A 23,368-nucleotide genomic window follows, 5' to 3' on the forward strand; every position below is an offset into this window, starting at 1 on the left:
GTTCAGCCGGGCGGACGAACCGGGGTCACCGGGGCCAGGAGCAGGCCGGTGATCGCGTCGATCAGTCCCGTCCCCGCGTCGTCCCACGTCGCCCTGGGGGTCGCCGTCCCCTCCGCCAACGCGCGCTCGCGCTCGGCCACCATGTGGATCATCAGCTGGCGGGCCATGTCGCTGCGCTCCGCGCGGACGTCCGGGGGCAGGTCGCCGAGACAGCGGTTCAGCCCCTCGACCGCGCGGGCCAGCGCCGGCGAAGCCAGTGACTCCTCCGCGATGATCTTCCGCAGCGCCGGGTCGGTCATCACCTGGGCGCTGAACCGGGCGAACCACGTCGGGGCGCCCAGCTCGCGCAGGTACCTCGTGCTCGGGAGGACCAGGCAGGCCACCCAGCCGCGCAGGTCACCGTCGCCGTCGATCGACTCGACGAGCTGCGCGCGCAGCCGTTCCATGGGCTCGGCGTGCCGGCGGACGATCGCCCGCACCAGGTCGACCTTCGTGCCGAAGTGGTAGTTGACGGCGGCGTTGTTGCCCTGCCCGGCGGCCTCGCTGATGTGCCGGTTGGACACCACCTGCACCCCGTGCTCGGCGAACAGCCGCTCCGCCGTCACGAGGATGCTTTCCCGCGTCGCACTCGCGCGGGCGGCCTTCACGTTCATTTTCGAACCCACCTGATCATCCACTGGCCCCCCACTTTACGGAGCCGCCGCGATGGCGAGAAACCGGCGGATCCTGGCCGGACGGCCACTGGCCGGCCCGAGCGGTCCTTCCTAGCGTGGTGGATCATGATCGCAGTGCTCGCGCCGATCCTGATCGGCCTCCTCTACGTCGTGCTCAACTCCCTCATCGCCGAGCCGCACCGGCGGAAGTTCAACGCCGTCATGGTCGGCGGCGCCGGCGCGGCCTACCTCTCCGGCGGCGCGCTCGGGCCGTGGGAAGTCCTGTTCTGCGCGGTCATGACCTACGTCGCCTTCCGCGGGCTCGACTCGTGGACGTTCATCGGCATCGGCTGGCTGCTGCACACCGGCTGGGACGTCGTCCACCACCTCAAGGGCCAGCCGATCCTGCCGTTCGCGCACGACTCGTCGTTCGGCTGCGCCTTCTGCGACCCGGTGATCGCGATCTGGTGCTTCACCGGCGGCCGCTCGGTGTGGTCCCGGCTCCGGCGGGTTGGCGCGCCGGAGCCGCGGGTACCCGAAGGAGCATGAGCACCGACGTCGAACGCGCCGCGCACGCCTTCTGCCCGCGGTGCCACCCGGACCCGCGACCGGGCGAAGTGCTCACCGCGCTGTGCGGTGCCCGGCACCCGTACCACGGGCGCCGGGACCGGCCGGTGAACACCTGCCCGGCGTGCGTCCGGCTGGCGTCGGCGTCGGTCTACGCGTGCGGTCACCCCGGCGGCTGAGGGGCGGTTGTGTGAGCGCGAACAACCGGCTAACGTGAGAATCCTTCACGATCCTGCCGGCTGTTCCCGCTCCCCCGCCACGGAAGGAACACCGCCTTGCGCAGAGTGTTCACCGCCTTCGCGACGGCCCTGCTGGCCGCCTCCGGGCTCGCCGCGACCACCCTCCCCGCGGCCGCCGGCGGTACGTTCGGCGTGCTGACCTACAACGTCGCCGGGCTGCCCGAGGGCATCTCCAGCGCCCCCACCCCGCGGGCGCCGAGCACGACCGCGATCGGGCAGCGCCTCGGCCCGTACGACGTGGTGCACGTCCAGGAGGACTTCAACTACCACGCCAACCTGTACGCGGCCGACGCCCATCCCTACCGGACGCCGACCAGCGGCGGGGCCGGGATCGGGAGCGGTCTCAACAGCCTGTCGTCCGTGCCGTTCGACGAGCTGGAGCGCGTCCGCTGGGACTCATGCCAGTTCGACTCCGGCGACTGCCTGACGCCGAAGGGCTTCACGTTCACGCGGCTGCGGCTCGCCGAGGGCGTCTACGTCGACGCGTACAACATCCACACGAACGCGGGCACGAACGACGGCGACCTCGCGTCGCGCGCGGCGAACCTGCGCCAGCTCACGGCGTACATCGCCACGCATTCGGCGGGCAACGCCGTCATCGTCATGGGTGACACCAACACGCGGTACACGCGGGCCGCCGACACGATCCGGGCGTTCGCCGCGGACAACGGCCTGACGGACGCGTGGGTCCGGCTCGAACGCGGCGGCGTCCCGCCCGCGGCGGGCAGCGATCCCCTGGTGTGCGACGAAAGCGCGGTTACGAACGCCTGCGAAGTCGTCGACAAGGTGCTCTACCGCGGCAACAAGCAGATCTCCCTGGACGCGACGTACTACAACAACGAGCACAACGCGTTCCTCGACGCCTCGGGGGCGATGCTGTCGGACCACGATCCGGTGACCGTCCGGTTCGGCTGGTCCGCCGACCCCGCGTACCGGCTGAGCGACCGCTTCGGCGGCCCGCACGGAACGCCGTTCACCGACCTGGACGGCGTCCCGCCCGCCGCGCGCGCCACGACGCTGACCTTGAGCGCGGGCAGCCGGGTCGACCGGATCGGCTTGACGCTGGCCGGCGGCACGACGTTCAGCCACGGCGGAACCGGCGGTACCGCACGGAGTTACCAGCTGGCCGACGGCGAGTACGCGGTGTCCGCCGAGTTGTGCCGCGGCACCTACAACGGGCACACGCGGATCTTCTCCGCCCGCATCACGACCAACCGGGGCGGCGTGCTGGCGGGCGGCACCACGACATCGGACTGCACCACGGCCACCGCCCCGGACGGGTGGCAGATCGCGGGCTTCCACGGCCGGGCGGGTGACGAGGTCGACCAGCTGGGCCTGATCTACACGCGCCGCTGACCGGCGTACGTCCACAAGGGACCGCGCAGCGACCGGACCAGGACGGGCAGCACCGCCAGCAGGGCGATCCCGCGCACGGCCGCCGCCACGAGGTACGGCGCCCGCAGCCCCAGCTCGTGGGCCACCAGCCCGCCGGCCAGCGTGCCCACCGGGATCAAACCCCAGGCGAGGAGGCGGTACGCGCTCGTGACCCGGCCCAGCAGCTCGGCCGGCACGAGCTGCTGGCGCAGGCCGACGGTGACGATGTTCCACAGCGTCGTCACGAAGCCGGTCACGGCGAGGAACCCGCCGAGCACCACGGGATCGCTGCTCAGACCGGCGCCCGCGAACGCGCCGACGTTGGCGGCCAGCGCGACGAGGAGCGCGGCCCGGGCCCCGATCCTGACCAGGATCCGGGCGTTGACCAGGCCACCGAGCACGCTGCCGAGCGCCGCCCCGGCGAGCAGCAGCCCGTAGCCGCCGGCGTCGAGGTGCACGACCTGGGTGGCGAGCAGCACCAGCGTCGCGCCGGCGAGCTGCCCGCAGAAGGTGTTGACGCCCACCAGGATCGCCAGCGTGCGCAGCAGCCGGTGCCGCCAGAGCCACCCCAATCCCTCCCGGACGGCGGAGCGCGTCCGGACGACGTGGGCTCGCCGGGGCAGCGTCGCCACCAGCACCGCGGAGAACGCGAAGGAAACGGCGTCGAGCGCGAACGGCAGCGCCGCCGCGACGCCGAACAGCAGGCTGCCCAGCGGCGGGCCGGCGAACTGCTCGGTGACCGTCATGACCGCCTGTTGCCGGCCGTTGGCGCGGGGCAGCAGCGCCGGCGCGACCAGGTCCGGCAGGATCGCCTGGGCCGCCATGGTGAAGACGACCTCGCCCGCGCCGAGCCCGAACGCCGTGACGACGAGGACTCCGACCCCGGCCGCGCCGCAGGCGGCGAGGACCGCGGTCACGGCGACCAGCGCCGCCTGCACGGCCTGCGCGCGCCACATCAGGCCGGCCCGGTCGTGCCGGTCGGCCAGCGCCCCGGCCGGCAGGGACAGCAGCAGCCACGGCAGGTAGGCGGCGGCCGAGACGAGGGACACGAGCCTCGGGTCGCGGGTCACCGTCACGGTCAGGAGCGGCACCGCGGCGGTGAACGCGCCGGTGCCGAGGTTGTCGATGCCGGTGGCCCACCACAGCCGCCGAAACGCTTTCGGCAAGGTCATGATCTCCGACCCTGCCGACCCACGCCGGACCCGGACACCGTTTAGCGGAGTGCTACATACTCGGGACCATGGCCCTGACGATCGAACTCGGCGTCGCGGAGCTGGCGGCGACGCGCGTCGCGATCTCCCCGCTGTCGGAGACGGTCGCGTGCCTCCGGCAGCTGGGCGGGTACGAGCGGCAGGCGACCACGCTGCCGTGGCTGCGCTGGGCGGCGGAAGAGCTCGCCCGCGTGCCGCTGGACCTGCCGTGGACGTGGCCGCTGATCGTCAACGACCGGCCGAACTGGCCGGAGTTCCTGGTTCCCGCGCCCCGCGGTTCCGGTCCGTCCATAGAGGACGATCTGGCCGCGCTCCGGCGGACCACCGCACGGCAGGTCCGGCGCAGTCTCGGCCGGGTCTTCGGCACGGAACTGTCCGGAACGACCGCCGACCTCGCCGAGCGGCCGGCGGCGGGGTTGAAGGCGATCGCCGCGGAGCTGCGCGAGGCGCACGACCGGCTGGTCGCCCCGCACTGGCCGCGGATCCGGGCCGTCCTCGACGCCGACGTCGCCCACCGCGCCCGGGTGCTCGCCACGGGCGGCGCCGCGAAGCTGTTCGACGGCCTGCACCCGGACCTGCGCTGGTGCGACGGCGGGCTGCTGCTGTCCGGCGACCGCCCGGTGCACCGGGGTCCCGGCGGGCTCGTCCTCATCCCCGTCGTGCTCGGCTGCTCCCACGTCCTGGTCAAGCGGAACACGTCCACGCAGACGACGGTCCGCTACCCGGCGCGCGGCCGCGGCGCCCTGTGGACGGCGGGGACGCGGCCACCCGCCGGCGGCACGGTCCGGCTGCTCGGCCGGGCGCGGGCCGGGCTCCTCGAAGCCCTGCGCTCCCCCGCCACGACGACCGAGCTGGCCCGCGCGCTCGGGGTGACGCCCAGCGCGGTGGCGCAGCACCTGACGGTCCTGCGCGAAAACGGCCTGGTCGAACGGGAACGTTCCGGGCGCCGGGTGCTGTACCTGACCACGGCGCTCGGAACGTCCCTGCTCGACGGCTAGCCCAGCGAGCTCAGCGGCACCGCGAACACCGCCCGGCCGCAGACCTGGTCCTTCGCCGCGCAGTCCGCGGTCGACCACTCCGACTGCGACCACACCAGCCCGGTCGACCAGTCGTACGTCAGCGCCTCCGGGTGGATCGCCCAGCAGGCCGTCGTGGCACCGCAGGTCGCGGACGTGCTCGCCGCCGTCGTCTGGGCCCAGAGCTGGCCGTTGATCGTCGCGGAGCTGTGGGCCACGTACCACTTGCCGTCGTGGGACAGCACGCCCTGCATGTTGCCCACGGAGCTGCGGAACGCCTCGGACGCGGTGCCGGTCAGCAGGTAGTCCGTGCCCGTCGGGAAGCGGTAGAGGCGGCCGTGGAGGCTCTGGTCGGAGAAGTACTCCGTCGTCACGATCGACGCCGGGCTCGTGCTGCGGTCCAGCGACAGCGACGAGAAGCACGGCACCCCGGTGTCGGACGCCATGCTGCACGTGCCGCCGGCGTAGGTGTAGTAGCCGATCTGCATCATCGCGTACTTGTACGTGTACGCCGCATACCCGCCCGAGGTCTTGCCGATCGCGTTGGACGTCGTGTCGGTCAGCTGCAGGATGTGCTTGGTGCTGAACACCCGGATCGCGGTCGAGGTGTTGCCTTCGGCCGTGACGTAGATCTTGTCGCCGTACCAGGCCATCCCGCCCATGTGGGCCTGCGCGGCGGAGAAGCTGCTGCCGGTGCTGTTCGGCACGGCCAGGTACATCATCCGGTGCGCGGCCGACGCGGGGTCGTCGTAGTTGATCGCCTGGATCCGCGCGTCGTTGTAGCGGCCGAGCGCGTCGGTGCCGTGCCAGCCGGACAGGATGATCTTGTCGGCGCCCCACATGCCGTCGTCGTCCGCGTCGCCGGAGGTCGTGATGCCCTGCGGGACCCAGGTGGTGCTGCCCGCGCGGTCGGCGTCCCAGCACAGCGACTTCGTGGCCACCGGCGCCTTGGGCAGCGCGGCCTTCTCGGCGGTCGTGCAGCCGGTCATCGCGTAGCTGGGGTCGTTGACGACGGTGTTGAGACTGACGTTCGGCAGGGCGTTGTCCAGCGCCGTCAGCGCGGCGGCCGGCGTGGCGTGCCAGACGAGGTTCTGCTTGGTCGTCGTGGTGAGGGGGTCGCTGTAGGCGGCGCTCGCCGCCCCGGGCAGCGCCAGCGCGCCGGCCGCCACGGCCAGCGCGAGGAGGAGGACTCTACGGATTCGCATGGGTGACAGTGCGCCACACGCGGATCCAAAATTCGTACAACGCTCGTACTAGTGGGTGGTGGTCAGGGAACCAGCACCACTTTTCCTTCGACTTCGCGGTTTTCCAGACGGCGGTGGGCTTCCGCGGCTTGCTCCAGTGGCAGCGTGACGACCTCGGGCTCGATGGCGCCGGTGGCCAGTTGCCCGACCAGCGCCGCGATGTCGGCCCGGAATCCGGCCGGATCCTTGTCCACCGCGCTTGCCACGGTGTGCACGGCCACCCGGGGACCCGGCGTGAGCTTTGCCCGCAGGAGGGCGCCGACGGTGCGCGCCATGGCGCCGGCCTTCGAGTAGCCGGCTCCGGTGGCGAAGCTGAACCCGTACGACACGACCACACCCGACGGTTTCGTGACACGCCGGGAGCGCGCCAGCGAAGGGCCGCCCACCGGGTCGAACGCGGCCGCGACCGGCACGGGCACCGCGGCCTGGTCCGCGACCCAGGTGGCGCCGCCCGCCTGAACCCGGCCGCGCCGGCCCGGGCTGGAGGTGCCGTAGACCTCGACCCCCGCCGACCTGGCGATCTGGGACAACGCCGACCCGACTCCTCCGGCGGCCCCGAGCACCAGCACGGCCTCGCCGGGCACCGGCCTGGCCACCCGGTGGAACATCTGCCAGGCCGTGAGGTAGTTGAGCATCAGCGCGTCGAGGTGTCCGGCGGGAGGTCCCTCGGGCAGTGGGGCGCTCCGCAGCGCCGGCGCCAGCACGTGCGTCGCGTACCCGCCGGCACCGGTCAGCGCACCGACGCGCTGGCCGACGGTGAATTCCGCGACGCCCGCGCCGACCCGTGCGACGTGCCCGACGACATCGAACCCTGGGACCTCCGGGAGGGCACCGGGGGTGAGACCCCGGCGGGTCGAGATGTCGTGGAACGCCACTCCCGCGGCCTCCGTGGTGATCAGGATCTGTCCGGGGCCCGGTTCGGGCACCGGCATGGCCTCCACCCGGAGCACCTCGGGACCTCCCGTGGAGGTCAGTCGTACCCGTCTCGCACCTGCCGTAGTGGTCATGCTCTCAAGATACATGAGAATCTCAAGGAACTGCTCAACTAGTCTTGCCTACCGGTCGGCGAGTGCCTTGGCCAGCAGGGACTGCAGGAGCAACTGTTCCTCTTCGCCGAGGTGAGCGAAGGGCGAGTGCCGGGCGACGACGGCGAGGAGCCGCTCGCGCACCTTCCGGCCTTCGGCGGTCGGCACCAGCGTCCGGACGCGCCCGTCCCGGGGATGCGGGCGCCGCTCGGCGAGCCCGCGTTCCTCCAGTTGCGCGCTGAGCAGGCTGATGTTGGAGGGGTCGCATCGCATGAGGGTGGCCAGCTTGCGCAGCGGCTGCGGCTCGGCATCCGGGTCGAGGATCCACAGCAGGTTCGCCGTCGGCCCGGTGAGCTCCAGCCGCTCGAGGCCGTCGTGCATCCGGCCGGCGACCTCTCCGGCCAGGGCCATCACCTGGTACAGCAACGAAGCCGCGAGCTCATCGACCGCCATGCACCGAGCTTAGCTTGAGATACTCCTGGAGTTGCTTCACCACTAGTCGGCCAGCGACAGCACCGTCCGCGCCTGCTCCACCATGGCGACGTCGAGGAAGGTCCCGTCCGGCAACGCGATCGCGCCGACCCCGGCGGCCGTCGCGCCGGCGACGCGCGCGATCACCTCCCGCGCCCGCGAAACCTCTTGCGGCGTCGGCAGGAACGCCGTCCGGATCGTGTCGAGCTGGACCGGGTGGATCGCCGTGCGGCCGCGGAACCCGAGCGCGCGGCCGGCCCGGCAGGACGCCGCGAGCCCGTCGAGGTCGCGGACGTTCGCGTAGGCGGACATCGCGGGCGGCGCGAGCCGGGCCGCCCGCGCCGCGACGATCACGCGGCTGCGCGCCCACGTCAGCCCGGCGTCGTCGGCCACGCCGAGGTCCGAGCGCAGGTCCGCCTCGCCGAGCCCGATCGACGCGATCGCCGGGGACGCCGTCGCGATCGCCAGTGCTCGTTCGACACCCAGCGCCGACTCGATCAGCGGGTGCAGCGCCCGGCCGGGCAGCACGGCCTCGACGGCCAGGATCTCTTCCGGTGTCTCGACCTTTGGCAGCCGCACGCCGACCGCGAGCGGCAGGCGCGCGACCGCCGCCAGGTCGGCGTCGTGCCACGGCGTGCTGGGGTGGTTGACGCGCACCTGCACCGGCCTCGCCACGTCGGCGAGCAGTTGCACGGCGTTGTCCCGTGCTTCGCCCTTGCGGGCCGGGGCGACCGCGTCCTCGAGGTCCACGAGCACGACGTCGGCGGCCGAGTCCAGGGCCTTGGCCACCCGGTCGGGGCGGTCGGCCGGCGTGTAGAGGAAGGTCAGCGGCGGGCTCACACCGCACCCCGCTCGCGCAGTTCGGCGACCCGCTCGGGCGAGAACCCCAGCTCGTCCAGCACGGCGTCGGTGTCCGCGCCGTGCGGGCGGCCGGTGAAGCCTATGACGCCGTCGTGCCCGGACAGCCGGAACAGCGGGCCCTGCATCAGCATCGGGCCGAGTTCGGCGTCGTCGATCTCGTGGATCGTGCCGAGCGCGCGGAACTGCGGGTCGGCGACGATGTCGGCGGCGTCGTAGATCGGCGCGACCGCCGCCTGCGCCCGCTCGAACGCGGCCACGACCTCGTCGCGGGTGCGCTGCCCGATCCACTTGCCGACGGCCTCGTCGAGTTCGTCGGCGTGCCGGGCCCGCTCGGCGCCGGTGGCGAACCACGGTTCGTCGACCAGGTCGGGCCGGCCGACCATGCGGACCACGCGTTCGGCGATCGACTGGGCCGAAGTGGACACCGCGACCCACTGGCCGTCGGCGGTCCGGTAGGTGTTGCGCGGCGCGTTGTTGGTCGACCGGTTGCCGGTGCGCGGCTGGACGGTGCGCAGCTGGTCCCAGCGCGTGATCTGCGGGCCGAGCATGGCCAGCATCGGCTCGATGATCGCGGTGTCGACGACCTGGCCGCGCCCGGTGTTCGCGCGGGCGGCCAGCGCGACCATGATCGCGTACGCGGTGGCCAGCGACGCGACGCCGTCGGCGAGCCCGAACGGCGGCAGCGTCGGCGGTCCGTCCGGTTCGCCGGTCGTCGCCGCGAAGCCGCTCATCGCCTCGGCGAGCGTGCCGAAGCCGGGCCGGGACCGGTACGGACCGAGCTGCCCGAAGCCGGTGACGCGGGCGAGCACGAGCTTCGGGTTCCAGCTCGCCAGCTCGTCGTAACCGAGGCCCCAGCGTTCGAGGGTGCCCGGGCGGAAGTTCTCGATCACCACGTCGGCCGTGGCGGCCAGCGCGAGGAACACCTCACGGCCGCCTTCGCTGCCGAGGTCGGCGGTCACCGTGCGCTTGTTGCGGCCCAGGGTCTTCCACCACAGGTTGACGCCGTCCTTCGCGGCGCCGTGCGTACGCGACGGGTCCGGCTTGCGGGGGTGCTCGACCTTGATGACGTCGGCGCCCATGTCGCCCAGGTGCATCGCGGCCATCGGGCCGGCGAAGAGCGTGGACGCGTCGACGACGCGCAGCCCGGCCAGCGCCCCGGCCGAGGGGTCACGGGAAACGGTCACGCCGGCACCTCCCACGCGCAGCGGAAGCCGACCGTCGCGCTCCGCGCCAGCCCCAGACCGGGCAGGAGGAGCTTCACGGTGTAGTCCGGGGCTTTCCGCCCGCCTTCGACGTACCACTCGGAGCCTTCGGCCACGTAGTCGCTGCCGCCCTTGAGCATCACGAAGCGCGTGCGGCCGTCGGAGTGTTCGCTCTCGGTCCAGTTCCACACGGCGGGGGTGCCGCGGCGGAGCTTGTCCCCCGCCAGCTGCCATTCGTCCTCGGTGGGCAGACGGCCGCCGCGCCACGCGCAGTACGCACGGGCGTCGTCGAGGTCGACGTGGGTGACGGGCTCGTCCGGGGCGCCCGTCGGGGTCCAGTCGTGGCCGGTGGCGGCCGCGAACTCCGCGTACTGCGCGTTGGTCACTTCGGTGGCGGCGACCGCCACCGCGGTGGTCAGTTCTCCTTCGCGTTGCAGGGTTCGGGCGTCGTGCAGGCGCGGCGGGAGAGGCTTCCATTCGTCCACATAGGGCGCTCCCTGGTACATGCCGGTCTCGCGGGCGCGGTACCGCACGGTCAGCACGTACGGCCCGGCCGGGACGACGACGGCGTCCGCGTCGGGCTCACCCTTTGTCCGCTGTGGACTCACTCTTTTCGCGATCCGGTGCGGGAACCGGGCATCCGGGTCGTGGGGCAACGGCGGGAGGTCCGGCAGCCACCCCTCGACGGCGGCGCCGATGCCGTGCGCCGGTACCCCGCCGAAGAGGTCCGTGCCGGGCAGCGGGCCGTGGTAGTCGGTGTCGCCGCGGTTGACGAGTGTCCACAGTGTCCGGCCGTCGCGCTGCCAGCTCGACGCGTACACGCCGGCCGCCTCCGCCTCGGGCGGCAGTTCGGCCAGCGGTGTCCACTCCCCGTCGAGGAGCAGGTCCTTGGCCGCGCGCTGGAGCGTGACCATGCGGCGGACGGTGGCGGCGTCGCGGGGTGACCAGCCGACCCACACGCCGAAGACGACCTCCCAGACCATCACGCCGACGCCGTTGAGCCACGCGGACTGGAGTTCCTCGCTGTGGTCGCGGTGCCAGCGGCGGACGTGGTGCTGCATGTGCCGGCGCTCGTACCAGTGGGCGCGCAGGACGCCGGGCACGGGCGAGTCGGCGAAGAACTGGGCCCACGACGCCGCGTGGTCCTCGATCCGCTCGACCGGCAGCTTGGACTCGCCTTCGAGGACGATGCCGGGCCGGGCGGCTTCGAGGCGGTCGACGAAGTCGGGTTCCGCTTTCTTGAGCGTGTCGAGGAAGACGCCGTCCGCCTTCAGGTCTTTCACGAGCGCGGCCAGCTCGGTGAGATCGTCCTCGCCGCGGCGAGTGCCGACGTCCCAGGGGTTGTAGTCGACGAAGACATGGAGTCCTTCGGCGTGCAGGGTCTCGACGAGGTCGGTGAGCCCGGGGACGTCGCGGTAGAAGTCCCACTGGTTGCGGTCGTCGAGGCCGATCACCGGGTAGGCGTGCCAGAGCACGACGGCGTCGAGCCCGCCGAAACGCTCGCGGGCGTCGGCGAGGAAGCGGTGCGGGGTGAACGCGCGGTCCTCGAAGGAGTAGAGGAGTTCGTCCCAGAGCCAGACCTGGGTGACCGCGTAGCACGTCGCCGCCCAAGTCGATTGTGGACGGTCGTACGCCGCGCCGGTGTAGCCGTGGCGGCGCCGGGCGTCCGCACGCCACTCGTGGAGTTTCGCGCGCCACGCCGGGCGGTCCGCGGGATCGGCCGGCGCGGCGAAGATCTTGGCGTCGTCGAGGTCGGCGAGCGGGCCGCGGACCTCGGTGGGCCGGTCGATCGGCCGCGGGACGAGCGGGTCGAACTGGTAGGTCATGACGTCTTTCCTGCGACCTCGGCTGCGGTGGGGACGGCGGCTTGGGCGCCGGGTTTCGTGACGGCGAGCGCACCGGCGGTTCCGGCGCGCCGAGCGGCCTCGGGAAGGCTGTGCCCCTGGGCCAGCGCGGCCGCGAGCACGCCGCAGAAGGTGTCTCCGGCGCCGGTGGTGTCGACCACGTCGACACGGATGCCGGGGACCCGCACGGGTTCGCGGTTCTTCTGCAGGACAACGCATCCTTCGCCGCCGAGGGTGACGACCACGGCGGGCACGCGCTCGAGCAGTTTCTCGGGTTCCCCGGCGAGGTCGGCGGCTTCGTGCTCGTTGACGACGAGCAGGTCGACGGCGTCCCACAGCGAATCCGGGAGTTCCCGCGACGGCGCGGCGTTGAGGATCATCAGGGCTTGCGGTTTCCTGGCCGCGGCGGCCGCCGCCACCACGTCGAGCGGGATTTCCAGCTGGGCGAGCACGACGTCGGCTTCGGCGATGCGGTCGGCCTGGGCCGCCCCGATCTTGACGTGGTCGTTCGCGCCGGGAGCGACGACGATGGCGTTCTCGCCGTCGGGGGCGACGGTGATGAAGGCGGTGCCGGTGGGAGCATCGGCCCGCTCGACGAGGTCGGTCCGGACGCCGGCACCACCGAGGGAGACGAGGAGGAGGTCGGCGCCTTCGTCTTCGCCGAGCGCGCCGACGAAGGTGGTGTCGGCACCCCCGGCCAGCGCGGCGGCGACGGCCTGGTTCGCGCCTTTGCCGCCGGGACTGCGGCGCAGTCGGTCGCCGAGGACGGTTTCCCCGGCCTTGGGTGGCCTGGGGACATCGACGGCGAGGTCGACGTTGGCCGACCCGACGACCACAACGCGGCCGGCGGCCGAGGTCACGTGGTCGGAAGCAAATTCTCCGCCCTCCCGGACGCTGGGCACCGCTCGGCCAGCTGCCGGGCCATCGGGCACCGCCCAGCTGGTGGCCTGGGCCACATCCGTGCGGCCCGAACCGGAGCCGCTGGCCACCGCACCACCCTCCGGCTCGCCGGGCGCAGCCCGGCCGTCGGGCACTGGGCGGCCGGTCATCGCTCCACCCCCGCCAGCGCCGCCGTGCGGGCCGCCAGGTCCGCGATCCGCCTCTCCCCACCCGGCAACGATGTCGCGATCCGCCCGTCCAGCGGCTTGCTCCAGTACTCGTCCACCCCGCTCACCGCGCCGACCACTCCCCCGACCGTCGCGGCCGCGGAGTCCGTGTCCCAGCCCGCCGTAACCGCGATCGAAACGCTCCGCCCGAAGTCTCCGCCACCCGCCGCGAGCGCGTACGCGATCACCGCCGCGTTGTTCAGCACGTGCACCCAATGCAGGTGCCCGTAGGCCTCGTGCAGCCGGTCGAGTCCACTTGCGACAGTCCCCGAGGCAGCCGCCGATCGTCCGAAGTGGACCGCCGTTGCCAGGTCGCAGCCGGCCGGGAGCACCGTCGATGCCGCGTCGAGCACCTCGTCCACCGTGTCGCACACCATCGCCGCCGACGCCAGGGCCGCCGCCCACATCGCGCCGTACACGCCGTTGCGCGTGTGGCTCAGCCGCGCGTCCGTCCACGCCAGGCGCGCCGCCGAAACCACGTCGCCCGGGGACACCCAGCCGAACACGTCCGCGCGGATCAGCGCGCCGATCCACTCGCGGAACGGGTTCCGGAACGTCGCCGTGTCGGAACGCGCGTCCAGCAGGTTCCGGTACGCCGCCCGCTCCGCCGTGAACACCCGCCCGGCCGGCAGGTTGTCCAGCCACAGCTGCGCGACGTCGTCCGTCGTGAACGACCGGCCGTGCGCCTCCAGCAACGACAACGCCAGCATCGGGTAGTTGAGGTCGTCGTCCTCCGGCATCCCGTCGATGTTCTCCTCGAGGGACGTCGGCGCCGACCGGCGGTTCCACGGCCACCGCGCGGCGACGTCGGCCGGCAGACCCACCGCGGTGAACCAGCCGGTCAACGGCCAGCGCCCGGTCGCCCGCAAAATCTCCTCGATGCCCTCCCGCGGGATCTTCTCCACGGGCTTGCCGAGCAGGCACCCCGCGGCCCGGCCGGTCCACGCGGCCGGCTCACGCCCGCGCGATCCGCGCGGCAGCGAAGCCACCGCAGGCAACTCCAGTTCGTCCCACGACGGATCGGCGGGCGGCGCACCCAGCGAGTCCAGCAGTTCCCGCGCCAAGGGCCGCAACCCGGAAGCCGCCGGGCCCGCGCCGCTCACGGCCGGCGTCGGCGAACCACCTGCGGCGATCCACCGCTCCCGCACCGCCGTCACGTCCTTGCCTTCGGCGGCGGACTGCACCAGTTCGTGCGGGAGCAGGTCCTCGGGCTGGGCCCAGGTGAGCCTCACGCCGTCGCCTCCAGGAACTCGGCCCGGGCCGCGGCGCGCTCGCGGTCGGCCTTCAGGATGTCCGCGGCCGCCGAGGCGAGCAGCTGCCCGGTCTCCCGCAGGTCCATCCGGCTCGCCTCACCGATCTCGTCGACCCACTCGGCGGGCACGACCGCCGTCCCGCCGAGGCCGGCGCACACCGCACCCGCCATCACGGCGATCGAGTCGGCGTCCCGGCCGTAGTTGACCGCGGCGAGCACCGCGCCCCGGAAGTCGCCCCGGTGCGCGAGCACGAACGCCAGGGCCGCCGGCAGCTCCTCGATGGACTTGGTCCGCGACGGGCGCCGCGCGTCCATCGACATCTCCCGGTAGTGCGGCCCGACCGAGTCGAACGGCGCGACGGTCTCGCGGACGAGCGCCGCCAGCGCGCGTTCTTCCCCGTCGGTGGCCGGGGGAACGGACCGGCCACCGAACGTCTCCACCACCGCGCGCAACGCCGCCGCGGTCCCGTCGTGGGCCACGCCCAGCGCGGCCTTGACGACGTCGTCGAGCGACGCGCCCGGGGCGACCGCGGCCGCCACCATCGCGGCCAGCACGCCCGCCGCCTCCCGGCCGTAGCTCGACTGGTGCGCGCCGGTGAGGTCGATCGCCTCGGCGTAGGCCGCCCGCGGGTCACCCGCGTTCACGACGCCCACCGGGGCGACGTACATCGCCGCGCCGCAGTTGACCACGTTGCCCACACCCGCTTCGCGCGGATCGACGTGTCCGTAGTGGAGTCTCGCGACGATCCACTTCTCCGCCAGGAAGACCCGCTGCAGCAGCAACGCGGTCGACTCCAGCTCCGGCACCCAGCGCGGCTCGCCGATCATCAGCGGCACCAGGTCCTCGGCCATCGCGTACGCGTCGAGGTGCGCGCGGCGCTTGGCGTACACCTCGACGAGCGCCCGCGTCATGAGGGTGTCGTCGGTGATGTGCCCGTCGCCCTTGTGGTACGGCGCGATCGGCCGCGCGGTCCGCCAGTCGGGGTACCACGGCCCGACGACGCCGGTCACCCGGCCGCCGTGCCGCTCTTCGATCTGCTCCGGGGTCCACCCTTCGGTGGCGCCGCCGAGGGCGTCCCCGACGGCCGCACCGGTGATCACCGCGACGGCCCGGTCTTCCAGCCAGGTCACCAATCCGCTCCTGTCACTTGCTGACGCTCTTCCAGCCGTCCTCGAGCTGCTTGGCGAGGCCGGCGGCGTCGATCTTCTGCCCGAGGAACTGCTGGTACGCCGGGGTCGCAACGGTGTCCTTCCACTGCGCGTACTTGCCGGCGAACAGGTAGGGGGCCGAGGTCAGGTACTCCCCCGAAGCGAGGATTTCCTTCCAGCCGTTCTTCGCGCCGAGCTTGGTGGTCAGCGCCTGCCGCGCGGACGTCGTCGGCGGGATCAGCGCGTCGGCCTCGTTGATCGCGGCGAGGTTTTCGGTGCTGGTGAAGAAGTCGACGAACTCGGCGGCCTCCTTGACGTGGCCGGAGTCCTTGTTGACCGACAGCGTCTGCGGGTTGGCCGCCTGCTCGGGGCCGGCCGAACCGGCCAGCGGCGGCAGCACGACCCAGTCGAAGCCCTTCGGCGCGTCCTTCGCGATGTTGGCGGCCTGGTAGGACCCCTGCACGGTCATCGCGATCTGGCCGGCGTAGAACGGCGCGAGCGCCTTGGTGCCGGACTGCGTCAGCGTGACCGGGAGGATCGAGTGGTCCTGGTGCGCCATCGCGTCGACGAGCTGCGGCAGCGCCTGCTCGCCCTGGCCGACGCTCAGCTGCGCCTTGTCGCCGGTGCCCTCGAAGTACTTCCCGCCGAAGCCGGGGGCCAGCGCGACGAACGCCGCCGTCGGGCTCGACAGGCCCCAGCCCAGGCCGAACTTCCCGTCCTTTGTGGTCGCCTTGGCGATGTCGCGCAGCTGGTCCCAGGACATCGTGGCGCCGGTCGGGATCGTGACGCCCGCCTGCTGCAGCAGGGTCTTGTTCGCGAAGACCACATAGGACTGCAGCTCGGTCGGGACGGCGATCACCTTGCCGTCGACGGTCACCGAGTCCAGCACGCCCTTCGGGATGTCGGCGCGCTTCTGCTCCGGCAGGTACTGCGAGAGGTCCGCGAGGTAGCCGTCGGTGGCGAAGGGTGCGATGCCGGCGGCTTCGTAGTGCACGATGTCCGGCGCGGTGCCCGCGTTGAACTGGGTGATCAGCTTGTCGTAGACGCCGTCCCAGCCCGCCTGGACGATCTTGACCTGGACGTCGGGGTGGGCCTTGTTCCAGTCGCCGACGATCTTCTGCGTCGCGGCGATGGCGGCGGGCTGGTCCGACAGGGACTGGAAGGTGAGGGTGACGGGCCCGTTCCCGCCGTCCCCGCTTCCGCTGCTCCCGCACGCGGTGAGCAGCAGGCCGGCGACCGTCAGTGCGGTGGCGGCGATCATGCGTCGTGTCTTCATCGACCGACCTTTCGAGTGTTCCTTGGTGGGGTTCATCCCTTCACCGCCCCGGCCATCAGGCCGCTGGTGAGCTTCCGGCGCAGGATGCCGAAGAAGACGATGCTGGGGATGGCGGCGAGCACGGCGCCCGCGGCGAGCGGGCCGAGGGCGACCTTGCCCTCGCCGCCGACGAACATGTTGAGCGTGATGGGCAGGGTGTAGTTCTCCGGCGACTGCAGCAGCACCAGCGCGAAGAAGAATTCGTTCCACGACGAGACGAAGCTGAACATCGCGGTCGCGACGACGCCCGGAGCGAGCAACGGGAAGACGATGGTGCGCAGCACCGTCAGCCGGCTCGCGCCGTCCATCGCCCCCGCTTCCTCGAGTTCCACCGGGATCGCGGCGACGTAGCCCTGCAGCATCCAGAGCGCGAACGGCAGCATGTACGTCGTGTGCACCAGCGTCAGGCCGGCGAGGTTGTCGGCCAGCCCGAGCGCCCGCAGGATGAGGAACAGCGGCAGGATGATCAGCACCACCGGGAACACCTGGCTGACCAGGATCCAGCCGACGCCGGCCGCCCGTACCTTTCCCTTGAGCCGCGCGAGCACGTAGGCCGCGGGCACGGCGATCACGACCGACAGCGCGGTCGAGGTGAGCGCGACGATCAGGCTGTTGGCCGCGGAGCGCACCAGGCCCTGCTTGTTCAGCGCCTCGGTGTAGTTGTCCCAGTGCCACTCGCTCGGCAGCAGGCCGACCGTCAGCGAGTTCAGCTCACCCGACGACTTGACCGACGCGGAAATCAGCCACAGCAACGGAAAACCGAGGAACAGGATGTAGAGCGCGAGGGCCGCGTACTGGGCCGGGCGCACGAGGACCCGCATCAGCGCACCTTCCCGGCAGCGCGGTCGTCGCGGAACTGCGACCGCAGGTAGACGGCGAGGATGAGCACGACCACGACGACGAGCACCAGGCCCATCGCGGCGGCGTAGCCGATCTCGCGGTTCTTGAAGGCCTCCAGGTAGATGAACAGCACCGGGACCATCGTCTTGCCGCCCGGCCCACCCGCGGTGAGGACGTAGACCAGCGAGAACGAGTTGAAGTTCCAGATGAAGTTCAGCGACGTGATCGACGTGACGATCGGGCGCAGGCTCGGCCAGGTGACCGCGGTGAACCGCCGCCACGCGCCCGCGCCGTCCACCGACGCGGCTTCGTGCAGCTCGGCCGGGATCTGCTGCAGGCCGGCCAGGAGCGTCACCGTCGTCTGCGGCATGCCGACCCAGACGCCGACGACGATCACCGCGGGCAGCGCGACCGAGAAGTCGCCGAGCCAGTTGATGTCGTCGGGCAGGCCGACGCTGCCGAGGAAGGCGTTGAGCGGGCCGCCGTTGGCCGAGTAGATCATCTGCCACATGATCGCGACGACGACCGGCGGCATCGCCCACGGCACGAGCGCCAGCACCCGCGTCAGGCCCTGCAGCCGCAGGCCGGAGTTGAGCAGCAGGGCGAGACCCATCGCGGCGGCCAGCTGCAGCAGCGTCACGCCGACGGTCCAGATCATGCCGATCCGCAGCGAGTCCCAGAAGAGGTTGTTGCCGGCCAGCTTCGTGAAGTTGTCGATGCCGGCGAAGCCGTAGTCCGGGTGGCGGACGAGCCGCGCGTCGGTGAAGGCGAGGAAGATCCCGACGACGAGCGGGGCCACGCTGAGCACGAGGATCGGGATCAGCGACGGCAGCACCAGCGCGATCGCCTCGCGCCGTCGCGTGCGGGCCAGCGCGGGCTTCTTCTTCCCGGTCGCCGGCGCCGGACGGGTCAGGGTCGCGGTCACTGCGCACCTCCGGTCGACTCGCGCACGCGCAGCTCCGGGCCGACGGCCACCTGCTGCGCGGCGTGGTCCGGGTCGTCGGCGAGCCGGAGCATGATCCGCGCGGCCGCGCGGCCGCGCTCGGTCGAGCCGAGGGACACGCTGGTCAGGCTGGGCTGGAAGACCTGGCCGAGCTCGGTGTCGTCCATGCCGGTGATCGCGACGTCCCCGGGCACCGACAGGCCCGTTTCCCGCACGGCCCGGATCGCCCCGATGGCGAGCAGGTCGTTCGCGGCGACGAGGGCGTCGAGGCGCCCGCGGGCGAGCAGCCTCCGCGCGGCTTCGAGCCCGGCGGTGACGGTGAAGTCGGCGGCGACCTCCTGGTCGGTCCGGTCGAAGACGGTGGTTTCGGTGGCGGCGTCGAACCCGCGCTGCCGGGCGGCGCCGGGCGTGGTGTCGAGCGGGCCGTTGAGGAACCCGACCCGCCGGCGGCCGAGGGAGTGCAGGTGGCGCACAGCCGCGCCGATCCCGCCGGCGGAGTCGGTGGAGACGGAGCTGATGCCACGGTCGTCCAGGGCCCGCCCGATCACCACGACCGGGACGGGGGCCTGCTGGATCTCCTCGATCAGCCGGTCGTCGGTGCGCAGCGGGCTGACGATCATGCCGTCGACGAACCCGCTGTTGAGGCTGCGCACGAGTTCGGTGGTCGAGCGCGCGGTGTCCCCGGTGGACATGACGACGACCCGGTACCCGTGCGGCGCGAGGACTTCGTGGATGGCCCGCATCATTTCGACGTAGACGGGGTTCCCGATGTCGGCGACGGCGAAGGCGACCTGAAAGGTCTTCTTCAGCCGCAGCGACCGCCCGATGGCATCGGCGCTGTAGCCGAGCTCGGCGGCAGCGGCCCGGACACGCTCGACCATGGCCGGGCTGGCACCGGTCCCGTGCAGGGCGCGCGAGGTCGAGGCCAGGGAAACCCCGGCCCGCTCGGCGACCTGGAGCAGCGTGGCCCGTGTTGACGTCATCGGCTACCTCGGTGTGCGGGTTTGGAAACGTTTCCAAGTGCGGATCTTGGGGTGGAAACGTTTCCAATCGGATTAATCCTGATACTGACACTCGCTTGGCGGGCGTGTCAACATGGCACGGAGAGCACTCGGCCGGTCACCGCGGCGCGGGTCGGCGGGGCACTTGCGGGCGCGGCCTGCGGTCGACAGGTTGGGCACCGGGGCGGCGAGCATGCCGCCGGCGGTCGGCAGGGGGCAGCGGGCTCGCACCCGGCGGTCGGGCACAGGGCGGAGCCAGGGGCGCACGAGGGCGGCGGGGGCCGGAACTCCCGATTCGCGGCGCGCAACCGGCAGCCGAACAGAGCGGCGGGCCCAGCGCTCGCAACTGACCGCGCGCAGCCAGCGGTCGCACAAGAACGGCGCACGCTCGGCACTCACGAATCGCAACCGGCGGGCGGGCGCGGTCCGCTGGGTCCGCCACCCCGCGGCCGAGCCGGAACTCGACGCCGGCCGCGTCGCGGCGAGGGGCATTCGGCAGGCGGCTATCTCGCGGCCAAGCCGGCAGTGACCGCGGACGGCCGGCCTTCGAACGCGACCGGCGGCGCGCGATCGCGTGGTGTGCGCCGGCGAACTGCACACAATTCCGGCGGATTCGGTGTTGCACAACAGCAGTCACGACACGCGACTGGCTCCACGGGCCGACAGCGAGCCCCCGACCGTCCCCTCGCCGTCGGCGGTGACTTCCGCGGCTGCCCAGAACAAGCCGGTGCTCCTGAGCGGTGCTCAGCCGACGATGTCGATGTCGAACTCCTCCGCGGCGCTGTACTCGAGGTCGGCCCACACCGCGCCCGGCAGGGCGAAACGGCGGTGGGACGTCAGCCGGTCGTCGTAGTTGGGGTCGGACTTCGGGTTGTGGCCGACGCCCGTCTTGTCGGAGCCCCACGCGAAGATGTTGCCTACCCACATCGGCTTCGACACGCCGTCGCGGTTGATGCGGGGGCGGACGACGATGGCGGCGCCGGCGCTGCCGGACAGGTTGAGCCGCACGGTGTTCTGCCCGGCGTTGGGCGGGGTGACGGTGATGCGTTCCATGAGCTCCACTTCCGGTTCGGTGGTCAGCGACGCCGACGTGTCCACGCCGGGCCAGTAGTCCGCGACGACGGAGATGTCGATGCCGGGCTCGACGTCGAGCAGGTACTGCGCGGCGATCGCGCCGGCGGGGATTTCGGGTTTGCCGGTGGCCGTGGCGATCCAGTACAACGGCGGCTCGACGCCCTGGTCCGCGAATGCGGCCCGCACCTTCGGCCAGGTCGACCGGTTGCAGTAGATGACCGGGTGCGCGAACCCCGACTGGCGCCGCATCCGGGCCCAGCCCGGCGCTTCGGCGGGCGTGGCGTCGCCCGGCTCGACGTCGAGAACGTGCCCGTCGTTGGTCGACGCCTTCTTGACGATCCGCACCTTCAGCGCGTCGGGGAAGAGGTCCCAGTCCGCGGCGCTCCACGGCGCCAGCCTGATCCGGTCGATGTACCCGGCCACGAGCGCCGGCCGCCGGTCCTTCTTCAAGATGTTTCGCGCGGTGACCGCGTCGTACATGATACGCATCGGATCGCCTCGGAATCGTGGAACGGCGAATATCGGCGTATTCAGGATCGCCCAAAACGGAAAACGGCACCAGGGCGAATGGGGCGCCTTTTCGGGCAGGATCTGCTTGCCCGAAAAGGCTTTCCGCGTGACGGCCGGTCCCGGAAACAACCGGACCGACCGCCTTGCCCGCTCATTCCTCCCGCAGATTCTCCAGGCTCGTCGTCCGCCACAATGCGGGCAGTGTCAGCGCGGTGACGAGCAGTACCGCCGCGATCGCCGTCGCCGTCAGAACCGCGATGGCCGGACCGTCGACCAGCATCGGCCGGTGCACCACGAGGGTCAGCACCAGCCAGTCGAGGGCGAGCCCGGCCGGCACCGCGACGGCCACCGCGACCGCCACCGGGATCGCCAGCTGCCAGATCAGCGACCGGGCGAGCACTCCGCGTCCGACGCCGTTCGCCATCAGCGCGGCGAGGCTGCGCCGCCGTTCCCGCAGCTGCTCCCACGCGGCGACCAGCAGGCTGCCGGCGACGAACAGCAGCACCAGCACGGAGCCGACCGACAGCGCGCGGGTGATGAGCGCGTACGTGCCGTCGCTTTCCGTGCCCAGCGAGTACACGGTTCCTTGCCACCCCACCGTGTTCCGGACGCGCTCCACCAGATCCGCGTCGGCGGTGGGGACATCCGCGTTGACGGTCAGCGCGACGCCGGCCGCCGTCGCCAGCGCGGCCGGGGTGACGAGCAGCGCCGCCGTCTCGCCTCGGGCGCCGGCCACGCGGTGGACCGCCGGGACCGTCCACTGTGGAAGGGCGGGCGGGCCGGTGCGGCCGGCTTGGGAGAACCACACGTGCTCGCCGGGCGCGGGCAGGTAGCTCCCGGCCCCGGTGGCGTAGACGTCGCCGTCGCGGCAGTCGGCGAGCCCCGCCCGGGTACGCAGGTCGGCGCACGTCCCGACGGTGATCGAGGCCCGCTCCCCCGCCGCGTTCTCGATCAGTCCGTGGTTCCGCAACGGCGCGTCGCGCTGGCCGGGCAGCGCACGGAAGGCGGCGGCGAACGCCAGGGCGTCGGCGTAGCCGGTGGCGGAGTAGCTCGCGAGCACCTTGACCTCCTGCGGGGCGGGCCGGTCGCTCTCGGTGCGCGAGTAAACGCCTTGCAGCGCAATGGATCCGGCCAGCACGACGGCGACCCCGCTGACCAGGCGCGCGGCGGTCGCGCTGTCCAGCTGGAGGCGGCGGACGGCCAGCAACCAGGCGGGCGACCCGCCGCGCAGCAGGCCGGCGACCCGCTCGACGACCCATGGCAGCACGAGGGGCACGGCGGAGAGGATGAGGACGATGCCGGCGATCACGCCGGGGCTTTCGGCGCCGTCGGTACCGGTGAACAGCAGGGCCCAGCCGGCGGCCGCGGGCAGGAGGCGCCACCACAGCCGGCGCCGGATCCGCGTTCCCCGCCGCACGACGCCCAGCGGCTCGATGACGACGGTCCGCAGCGCGAACACCGCCGCCGCGCACGCGAGCACGGGCAGCACCAGCAGGGCCGGGACGCCGAGCCGCCAGTCGGGGACGACGTCGGTGCCGAAGAGGCCGCCGCGGAAGGCGCTGACGGTGATCCGCGGGACGAGCACCCGGACGAGCTGGAACAGCGCCAGCCCGGCGAGCAGGCCGGCGAACGAGCCGAGCAGGGCCTCGCCGGCCGCGATCCGGCGGACCTGCCCGCGGTCGGCGCCGATGAGGCGCAGTGCGGCGAGCCGCCGGTCCCGGGCCGCCGCCGCGAGCCGGGTGCTGGTGACGACGAAGACGAACACCGGGACGAGGCAGGTCGTCGCGCCGACCACGACGAGCAGCAGCTCGAGCGAGGTGAGGGCGCGCCGGTGGGTGTCGGCGCCGAACCGGCTCACCGGCGCGGCGTCAGGAAGCTGCGCGACGGTGGCGGAGCCGACGTAGAAGTAGAGCTCGTGCGGCCCGGTCAGCCCGGCGTCGCCGATGGTGCCGACGACGCGTTGGGGGAACCGCGGGCGCAGCAGTTCGCCTTCCGGCGATCGCAAGAGGTCCACGAGCGCCGGGGACAGGACGGCCTCCCCCGGCCCGGGCAGCCGATCGACGCCGGGCGCGGCGGGCGGGTGCGGCCCGGTGTGCTGCACGAGGTAGCCGCCGAGGCCGCGGCCGCGGTATTCGTCGGCGCGGGCGAGGAGGTACACGGGATCGACACCCGGAGCGGTGGCTTCCAGGTCGAACACGCGGGCAGCGGCCCGGTCGTCCCGCGCGCCGATGAGGTTCGGAATGGAGGTCGCGGTGAGCAGGACGACCACGCCGAACCCGACCCCGACGGCGGTGAGGGCGAGCCGCACGAGTGCGGTGCGCGCACCACCGCCGCCGAGGGCGAGGCGCATGCCGAGGAGGAGATCGGAAGTCCAGCGGCGGATCACCGGACCACCGCCGAGGTGAGGGCGCTGCTATCGCACGGGGCGATGCCGGGATGCGCGGCCGCGCGAGGTTCGCGCGAGGCCGCGG

At 72.6% G+C, this 23,368-nt stretch carries 21 protein-coding genes; 4 read left to right on the forward strand and 17 right to left on the reverse strand.

Translation table 11 applies throughout. The features are described from left to right. Window positions 1–2 precede the first annotated feature (2 nt). Window positions 3–653: a TetR family transcriptional regulator gene (locus AB0J40_RS19735; protein ID WP_364454847.1), complete on the reverse strand. Its 651-nt coding sequence runs from the start codon at window positions 651–653 to the stop codon at window positions 3–5. A gap of 126 nt (window positions 654–779) precedes the next feature. Here AB0J40_RS19735 and AB0J40_RS19740 point away from each other — a divergent pair, with 126 nt between their 5' ends. The 3 genes from AB0J40_RS19740 to AB0J40_RS19750 all read left to right on the forward strand — a co-directional run bounded on the left by AB0J40_RS19740 (window position 780) and on the right by AB0J40_RS19750 (window position 2,815). Then, entirely contained in the window at window positions 780–1,202 is a 423-nt protein-coding gene (locus tag AB0J40_RS19740) for a DUF6010 family protein (protein ID WP_364454850.1), read from the forward strand. Further along, window positions 1,199–1,399, forward strand: coding sequence for a hypothetical protein (locus tag AB0J40_RS19745; RefSeq protein ID WP_364454852.1), 201 nt, complete (start codon window positions 1,199–1,201; stop codon window positions 1,397–1,399). The genes AB0J40_RS19740 and AB0J40_RS19745 overlap by 4 nt, the downstream gene beginning before the upstream one ends. 105 nt (window positions 1,400–1,504) lie before the next feature. After that, the gene (locus AB0J40_RS19750; protein WP_364455648.1) at window positions 1,505–2,815 is read left to right on the forward strand and encodes a jacalin-like lectin; all 1,311 of its coding nucleotides are present in this window, start codon (window positions 1,505–1,507) and stop codon (window positions 2,813–2,815) included. Here the strand turns inward: AB0J40_RS19750 and AB0J40_RS19755 are convergent. After that, the gene (locus tag AB0J40_RS19755) at window positions 2,800–4,005 is read right to left on the reverse strand and encodes an MFS transporter (RefSeq protein WP_364454854.1); all 1,206 of its coding nucleotides are present in this window, start codon (window positions 4,003–4,005) and stop codon (window positions 2,800–2,802) included. The genes AB0J40_RS19750 and AB0J40_RS19755 overlap by 16 nt on opposite strands. A gap of 68 nt (window positions 4,006–4,073) precedes the next feature. On the opposite strand from AB0J40_RS19755, the gene AB0J40_RS19760 reads away from it, so the two are divergent. Continuing rightward, on the forward strand, window positions 4,074–5,042 hold the full coding sequence (locus AB0J40_RS19760; RefSeq protein WP_364454856.1) for a DUF5937 family protein: 969 nt from the start codon (window positions 4,074–4,076) through the stop codon (window positions 5,040–5,042). Here AB0J40_RS19760 and AB0J40_RS19765 read toward each other — a convergent pair. From AB0J40_RS19765 to AB0J40_RS19835, 15 genes are all read right to left on the reverse strand, one after another. After that, on the reverse strand, window positions 5,039–6,265 hold the full coding sequence (locus AB0J40_RS19765; RefSeq protein ID WP_364454859.1) for a hypothetical protein: 1,227 nt from the start codon (window positions 6,263–6,265) through the stop codon (window positions 5,039–5,041). The genes AB0J40_RS19760 and AB0J40_RS19765 overlap by 4 nt on opposite strands. A gap of 62 nt (window positions 6,266–6,327) precedes the next feature. Further along, window positions 6,328–7,236 (reverse strand): zinc-binding dehydrogenase, encoded by a 909-nt coding sequence (locus tag AB0J40_RS19770; RefSeq protein WP_364454861.1) that lies wholly within the window; start codon window positions 7,234–7,236, stop codon window positions 6,328–6,330. 123 nt (window positions 7,237–7,359) lie between these two features. Further along, complete coding sequence (locus AB0J40_RS19775) at window positions 7,360–7,782, reverse strand: MarR family transcriptional regulator (RefSeq protein ID WP_364454864.1); 423 nt, start codon at window positions 7,780–7,782, stop codon at window positions 7,360–7,362. Window positions 7,783–7,824: 42 nt separating this feature from the next. Further along, window positions 7,825–8,640 carry a CoA ester lyase gene (locus tag AB0J40_RS19780; RefSeq protein WP_364454867.1) on the reverse strand — a complete coding sequence of 272 codons (816 nt, stop codon included), beginning with the start codon at window positions 8,638–8,640 and terminating at the stop codon, window positions 7,825–7,827. Beyond that, the gene (locus AB0J40_RS19785) at window positions 8,637–9,845 is read right to left on the reverse strand and encodes a CoA transferase (RefSeq protein WP_364454870.1); all 1,209 of its coding nucleotides are present in this window, start codon (window positions 9,843–9,845) and stop codon (window positions 8,637–8,639) included. Before AB0J40_RS19785 ends, AB0J40_RS19780 begins: the two co-directional genes overlap by 4 nt. Continuing rightward, the gene (locus tag AB0J40_RS19790; RefSeq protein WP_364454873.1) at window positions 9,842–11,689 is read right to left on the reverse strand and encodes an SUMF1/EgtB/PvdO family nonheme iron enzyme; all 1,848 of its coding nucleotides are present in this window, start codon (window positions 11,687–11,689) and stop codon (window positions 9,842–9,844) included. Before AB0J40_RS19790 ends, AB0J40_RS19785 begins: the two co-directional genes overlap by 4 nt. Further along, window positions 11,686–12,756, reverse strand: coding sequence for a ribokinase (locus AB0J40_RS19795; protein ID WP_364454876.1), 1,071 nt, complete (start codon window positions 12,754–12,756; stop codon window positions 11,686–11,688). The genes AB0J40_RS19790 and AB0J40_RS19795 overlap by 4 nt, the downstream gene beginning before the upstream one ends. Next, window positions 12,753–14,045, reverse strand: a complete 1,293-nt coding sequence (locus AB0J40_RS19800) for an ADP-ribosylglycohydrolase family protein (RefSeq protein ID WP_364454879.1) — start codon at window positions 14,043–14,045, stop codon at window positions 12,753–12,755. The genes AB0J40_RS19795 and AB0J40_RS19800 overlap by 4 nt, the downstream gene beginning before the upstream one ends. After that, window positions 14,042–15,196 carry an ADP-ribosylglycohydrolase family protein gene (locus tag AB0J40_RS19805; RefSeq protein ID WP_364454881.1) on the reverse strand — a complete coding sequence of 385 codons (1,155 nt, stop codon included), beginning with the start codon at window positions 15,194–15,196 and terminating at the stop codon, window positions 14,042–14,044. The genes AB0J40_RS19800 and AB0J40_RS19805 overlap by 4 nt, the downstream gene beginning before the upstream one ends. A 13-nt stretch (window positions 15,197–15,209) precedes the next feature. Continuing rightward, a complete protein-coding gene (locus AB0J40_RS19810; protein WP_364454884.1) occupies window positions 15,210–16,490 on the reverse strand; it encodes a sugar ABC transporter substrate-binding protein in 1,281 nt (426 codons plus the stop codon). Window positions 16,491–16,522: 32 nt separating this feature from the next. Beyond that, window positions 16,523–17,350, reverse strand: a complete 828-nt coding sequence (locus AB0J40_RS19815) for a carbohydrate ABC transporter permease (RefSeq protein WP_364454886.1) — start codon at window positions 17,348–17,350, stop codon at window positions 16,523–16,525. Beyond that, entirely contained in the window at window positions 17,350–18,294 is a 945-nt protein-coding gene (locus tag AB0J40_RS19820; RefSeq protein ID WP_364454888.1) for a sugar ABC transporter permease, read from the reverse strand. The genes AB0J40_RS19815 and AB0J40_RS19820 overlap by 1 nt, the downstream gene beginning before the upstream one ends. Continuing rightward, the gene (locus AB0J40_RS19825) at window positions 18,291–19,295 is read right to left on the reverse strand and encodes a LacI family DNA-binding transcriptional regulator (protein ID WP_364454891.1); all 1,005 of its coding nucleotides are present in this window, start codon (window positions 19,293–19,295) and stop codon (window positions 18,291–18,293) included. Before AB0J40_RS19825 ends, AB0J40_RS19820 begins: the two co-directional genes overlap by 4 nt. A gap of 762 nt (window positions 19,296–20,057) precedes the next feature. Continuing rightward, entirely contained in the window at window positions 20,058–20,876 is an 819-nt protein-coding gene (locus AB0J40_RS19830) for a hypothetical protein (RefSeq protein WP_364454894.1), read from the reverse strand. Between the two features lie 172 nt (window positions 20,877–21,048). Further along, entirely contained in the window at window positions 21,049–23,283 is a 2,235-nt protein-coding gene (locus AB0J40_RS19835; RefSeq protein WP_364454896.1) for an FtsX-like permease family protein, read from the reverse strand. Window positions 23,284–23,368 lie beyond the last annotated feature (85 nt).

It is taken from the genome of Amycolatopsis sp. NPDC049691, assembly GCF_040675005.1.
Classification (GTDB): domain Bacteria; phylum Actinomycetota; class Actinomycetes; order Mycobacteriales; family Pseudonocardiaceae; genus Amycolatopsis.

What these genes read in the sequence shown, in the direction of transcription:
- AB0J40_RS19830 (WP_364454894.1), bottom strand. Translation starts at nt 20,876, where the DNA reads ATGCGTATCATGTACGACGCGGTCACCGCGCGAAACATCTTGAAGAAG.
- AB0J40_RS19740 (WP_364454850.1), top strand. Translation starts at nt 780, where the DNA reads ATGATCGCAGTGCTCGCGCCGATCCTGATCGGCCTCCTCTACGTCGTG.
- AB0J40_RS19770 (WP_364454861.1), bottom strand. Translation starts at nt 7,236, where the DNA reads ATGCCGGTGCCCGAACCGGGCCCCGGACAGATCCTGATCACCACGGAG.
- AB0J40_RS19745 (WP_364454852.1), top strand. Translation starts at nt 1,199, where the DNA reads ATGAGCACCGACGTCGAACGCGCCGCGCACGCCTTCTGCCCGCGGTGC.
- AB0J40_RS19815 (WP_364454886.1), bottom strand. Translation starts at nt 17,350, where the DNA reads ATGCGGGTCCTCGTGCGCCCGGCCCAGTACGCGGCCCTCGCGCTCTAC.
- AB0J40_RS19775 (WP_364454864.1), bottom strand. Translation starts at nt 7,782, where the DNA reads ATGGCGGTCGATGAGCTCGCGGCTTCGTTGCTGTACCAGGTGATGGCC.
- AB0J40_RS19735 (WP_364454847.1), bottom strand. Translation starts at nt 653, where the DNA reads ATGAACGTGAAGGCCGCCCGCGCGAGTGCGACGCGGGAAAGCATCCTC.
- AB0J40_RS19790 (WP_364454873.1), bottom strand. Translation starts at nt 11,689, where the DNA reads ATGACCTACCAGTTCGACCCGCTCGTCCCGCGGCCGATCGACCGGCCC.
- AB0J40_RS19795 (WP_364454876.1), bottom strand. Translation starts at nt 12,756, where the DNA reads ATGACCGGCCGCCCAGTGCCCGACGGCCGGGCTGCGCCCGGCGAGCCG.
- AB0J40_RS19755 (WP_364454854.1), bottom strand. Translation starts at nt 4,005, where the DNA reads ATGACCTTGCCGAAAGCGTTTCGGCGGCTGTGGTGGGCCACCGGCATC.
- AB0J40_RS19810 (WP_364454884.1), bottom strand. Translation starts at nt 16,490, where the DNA reads ATGAAGACACGACGCATGATCGCCGCCACCGCACTGACGGTCGCCGGC.
- AB0J40_RS19825 (WP_364454891.1), bottom strand. Translation starts at nt 19,295, where the DNA reads ATGACGTCAACACGGGCCACGCTGCTCCAGGTCGCCGAGCGGGCCGGG.
- AB0J40_RS19765 (WP_364454859.1), bottom strand. Translation starts at nt 6,265, where the DNA reads ATGCGAATCCGTAGAGTCCTCCTCCTCGCGCTGGCCGTGGCGGCCGGC.
- AB0J40_RS19760 (WP_364454856.1), top strand. Translation starts at nt 4,074, where the DNA reads ATGGCCCTGACGATCGAACTCGGCGTCGCGGAGCTGGCGGCGACGCGC.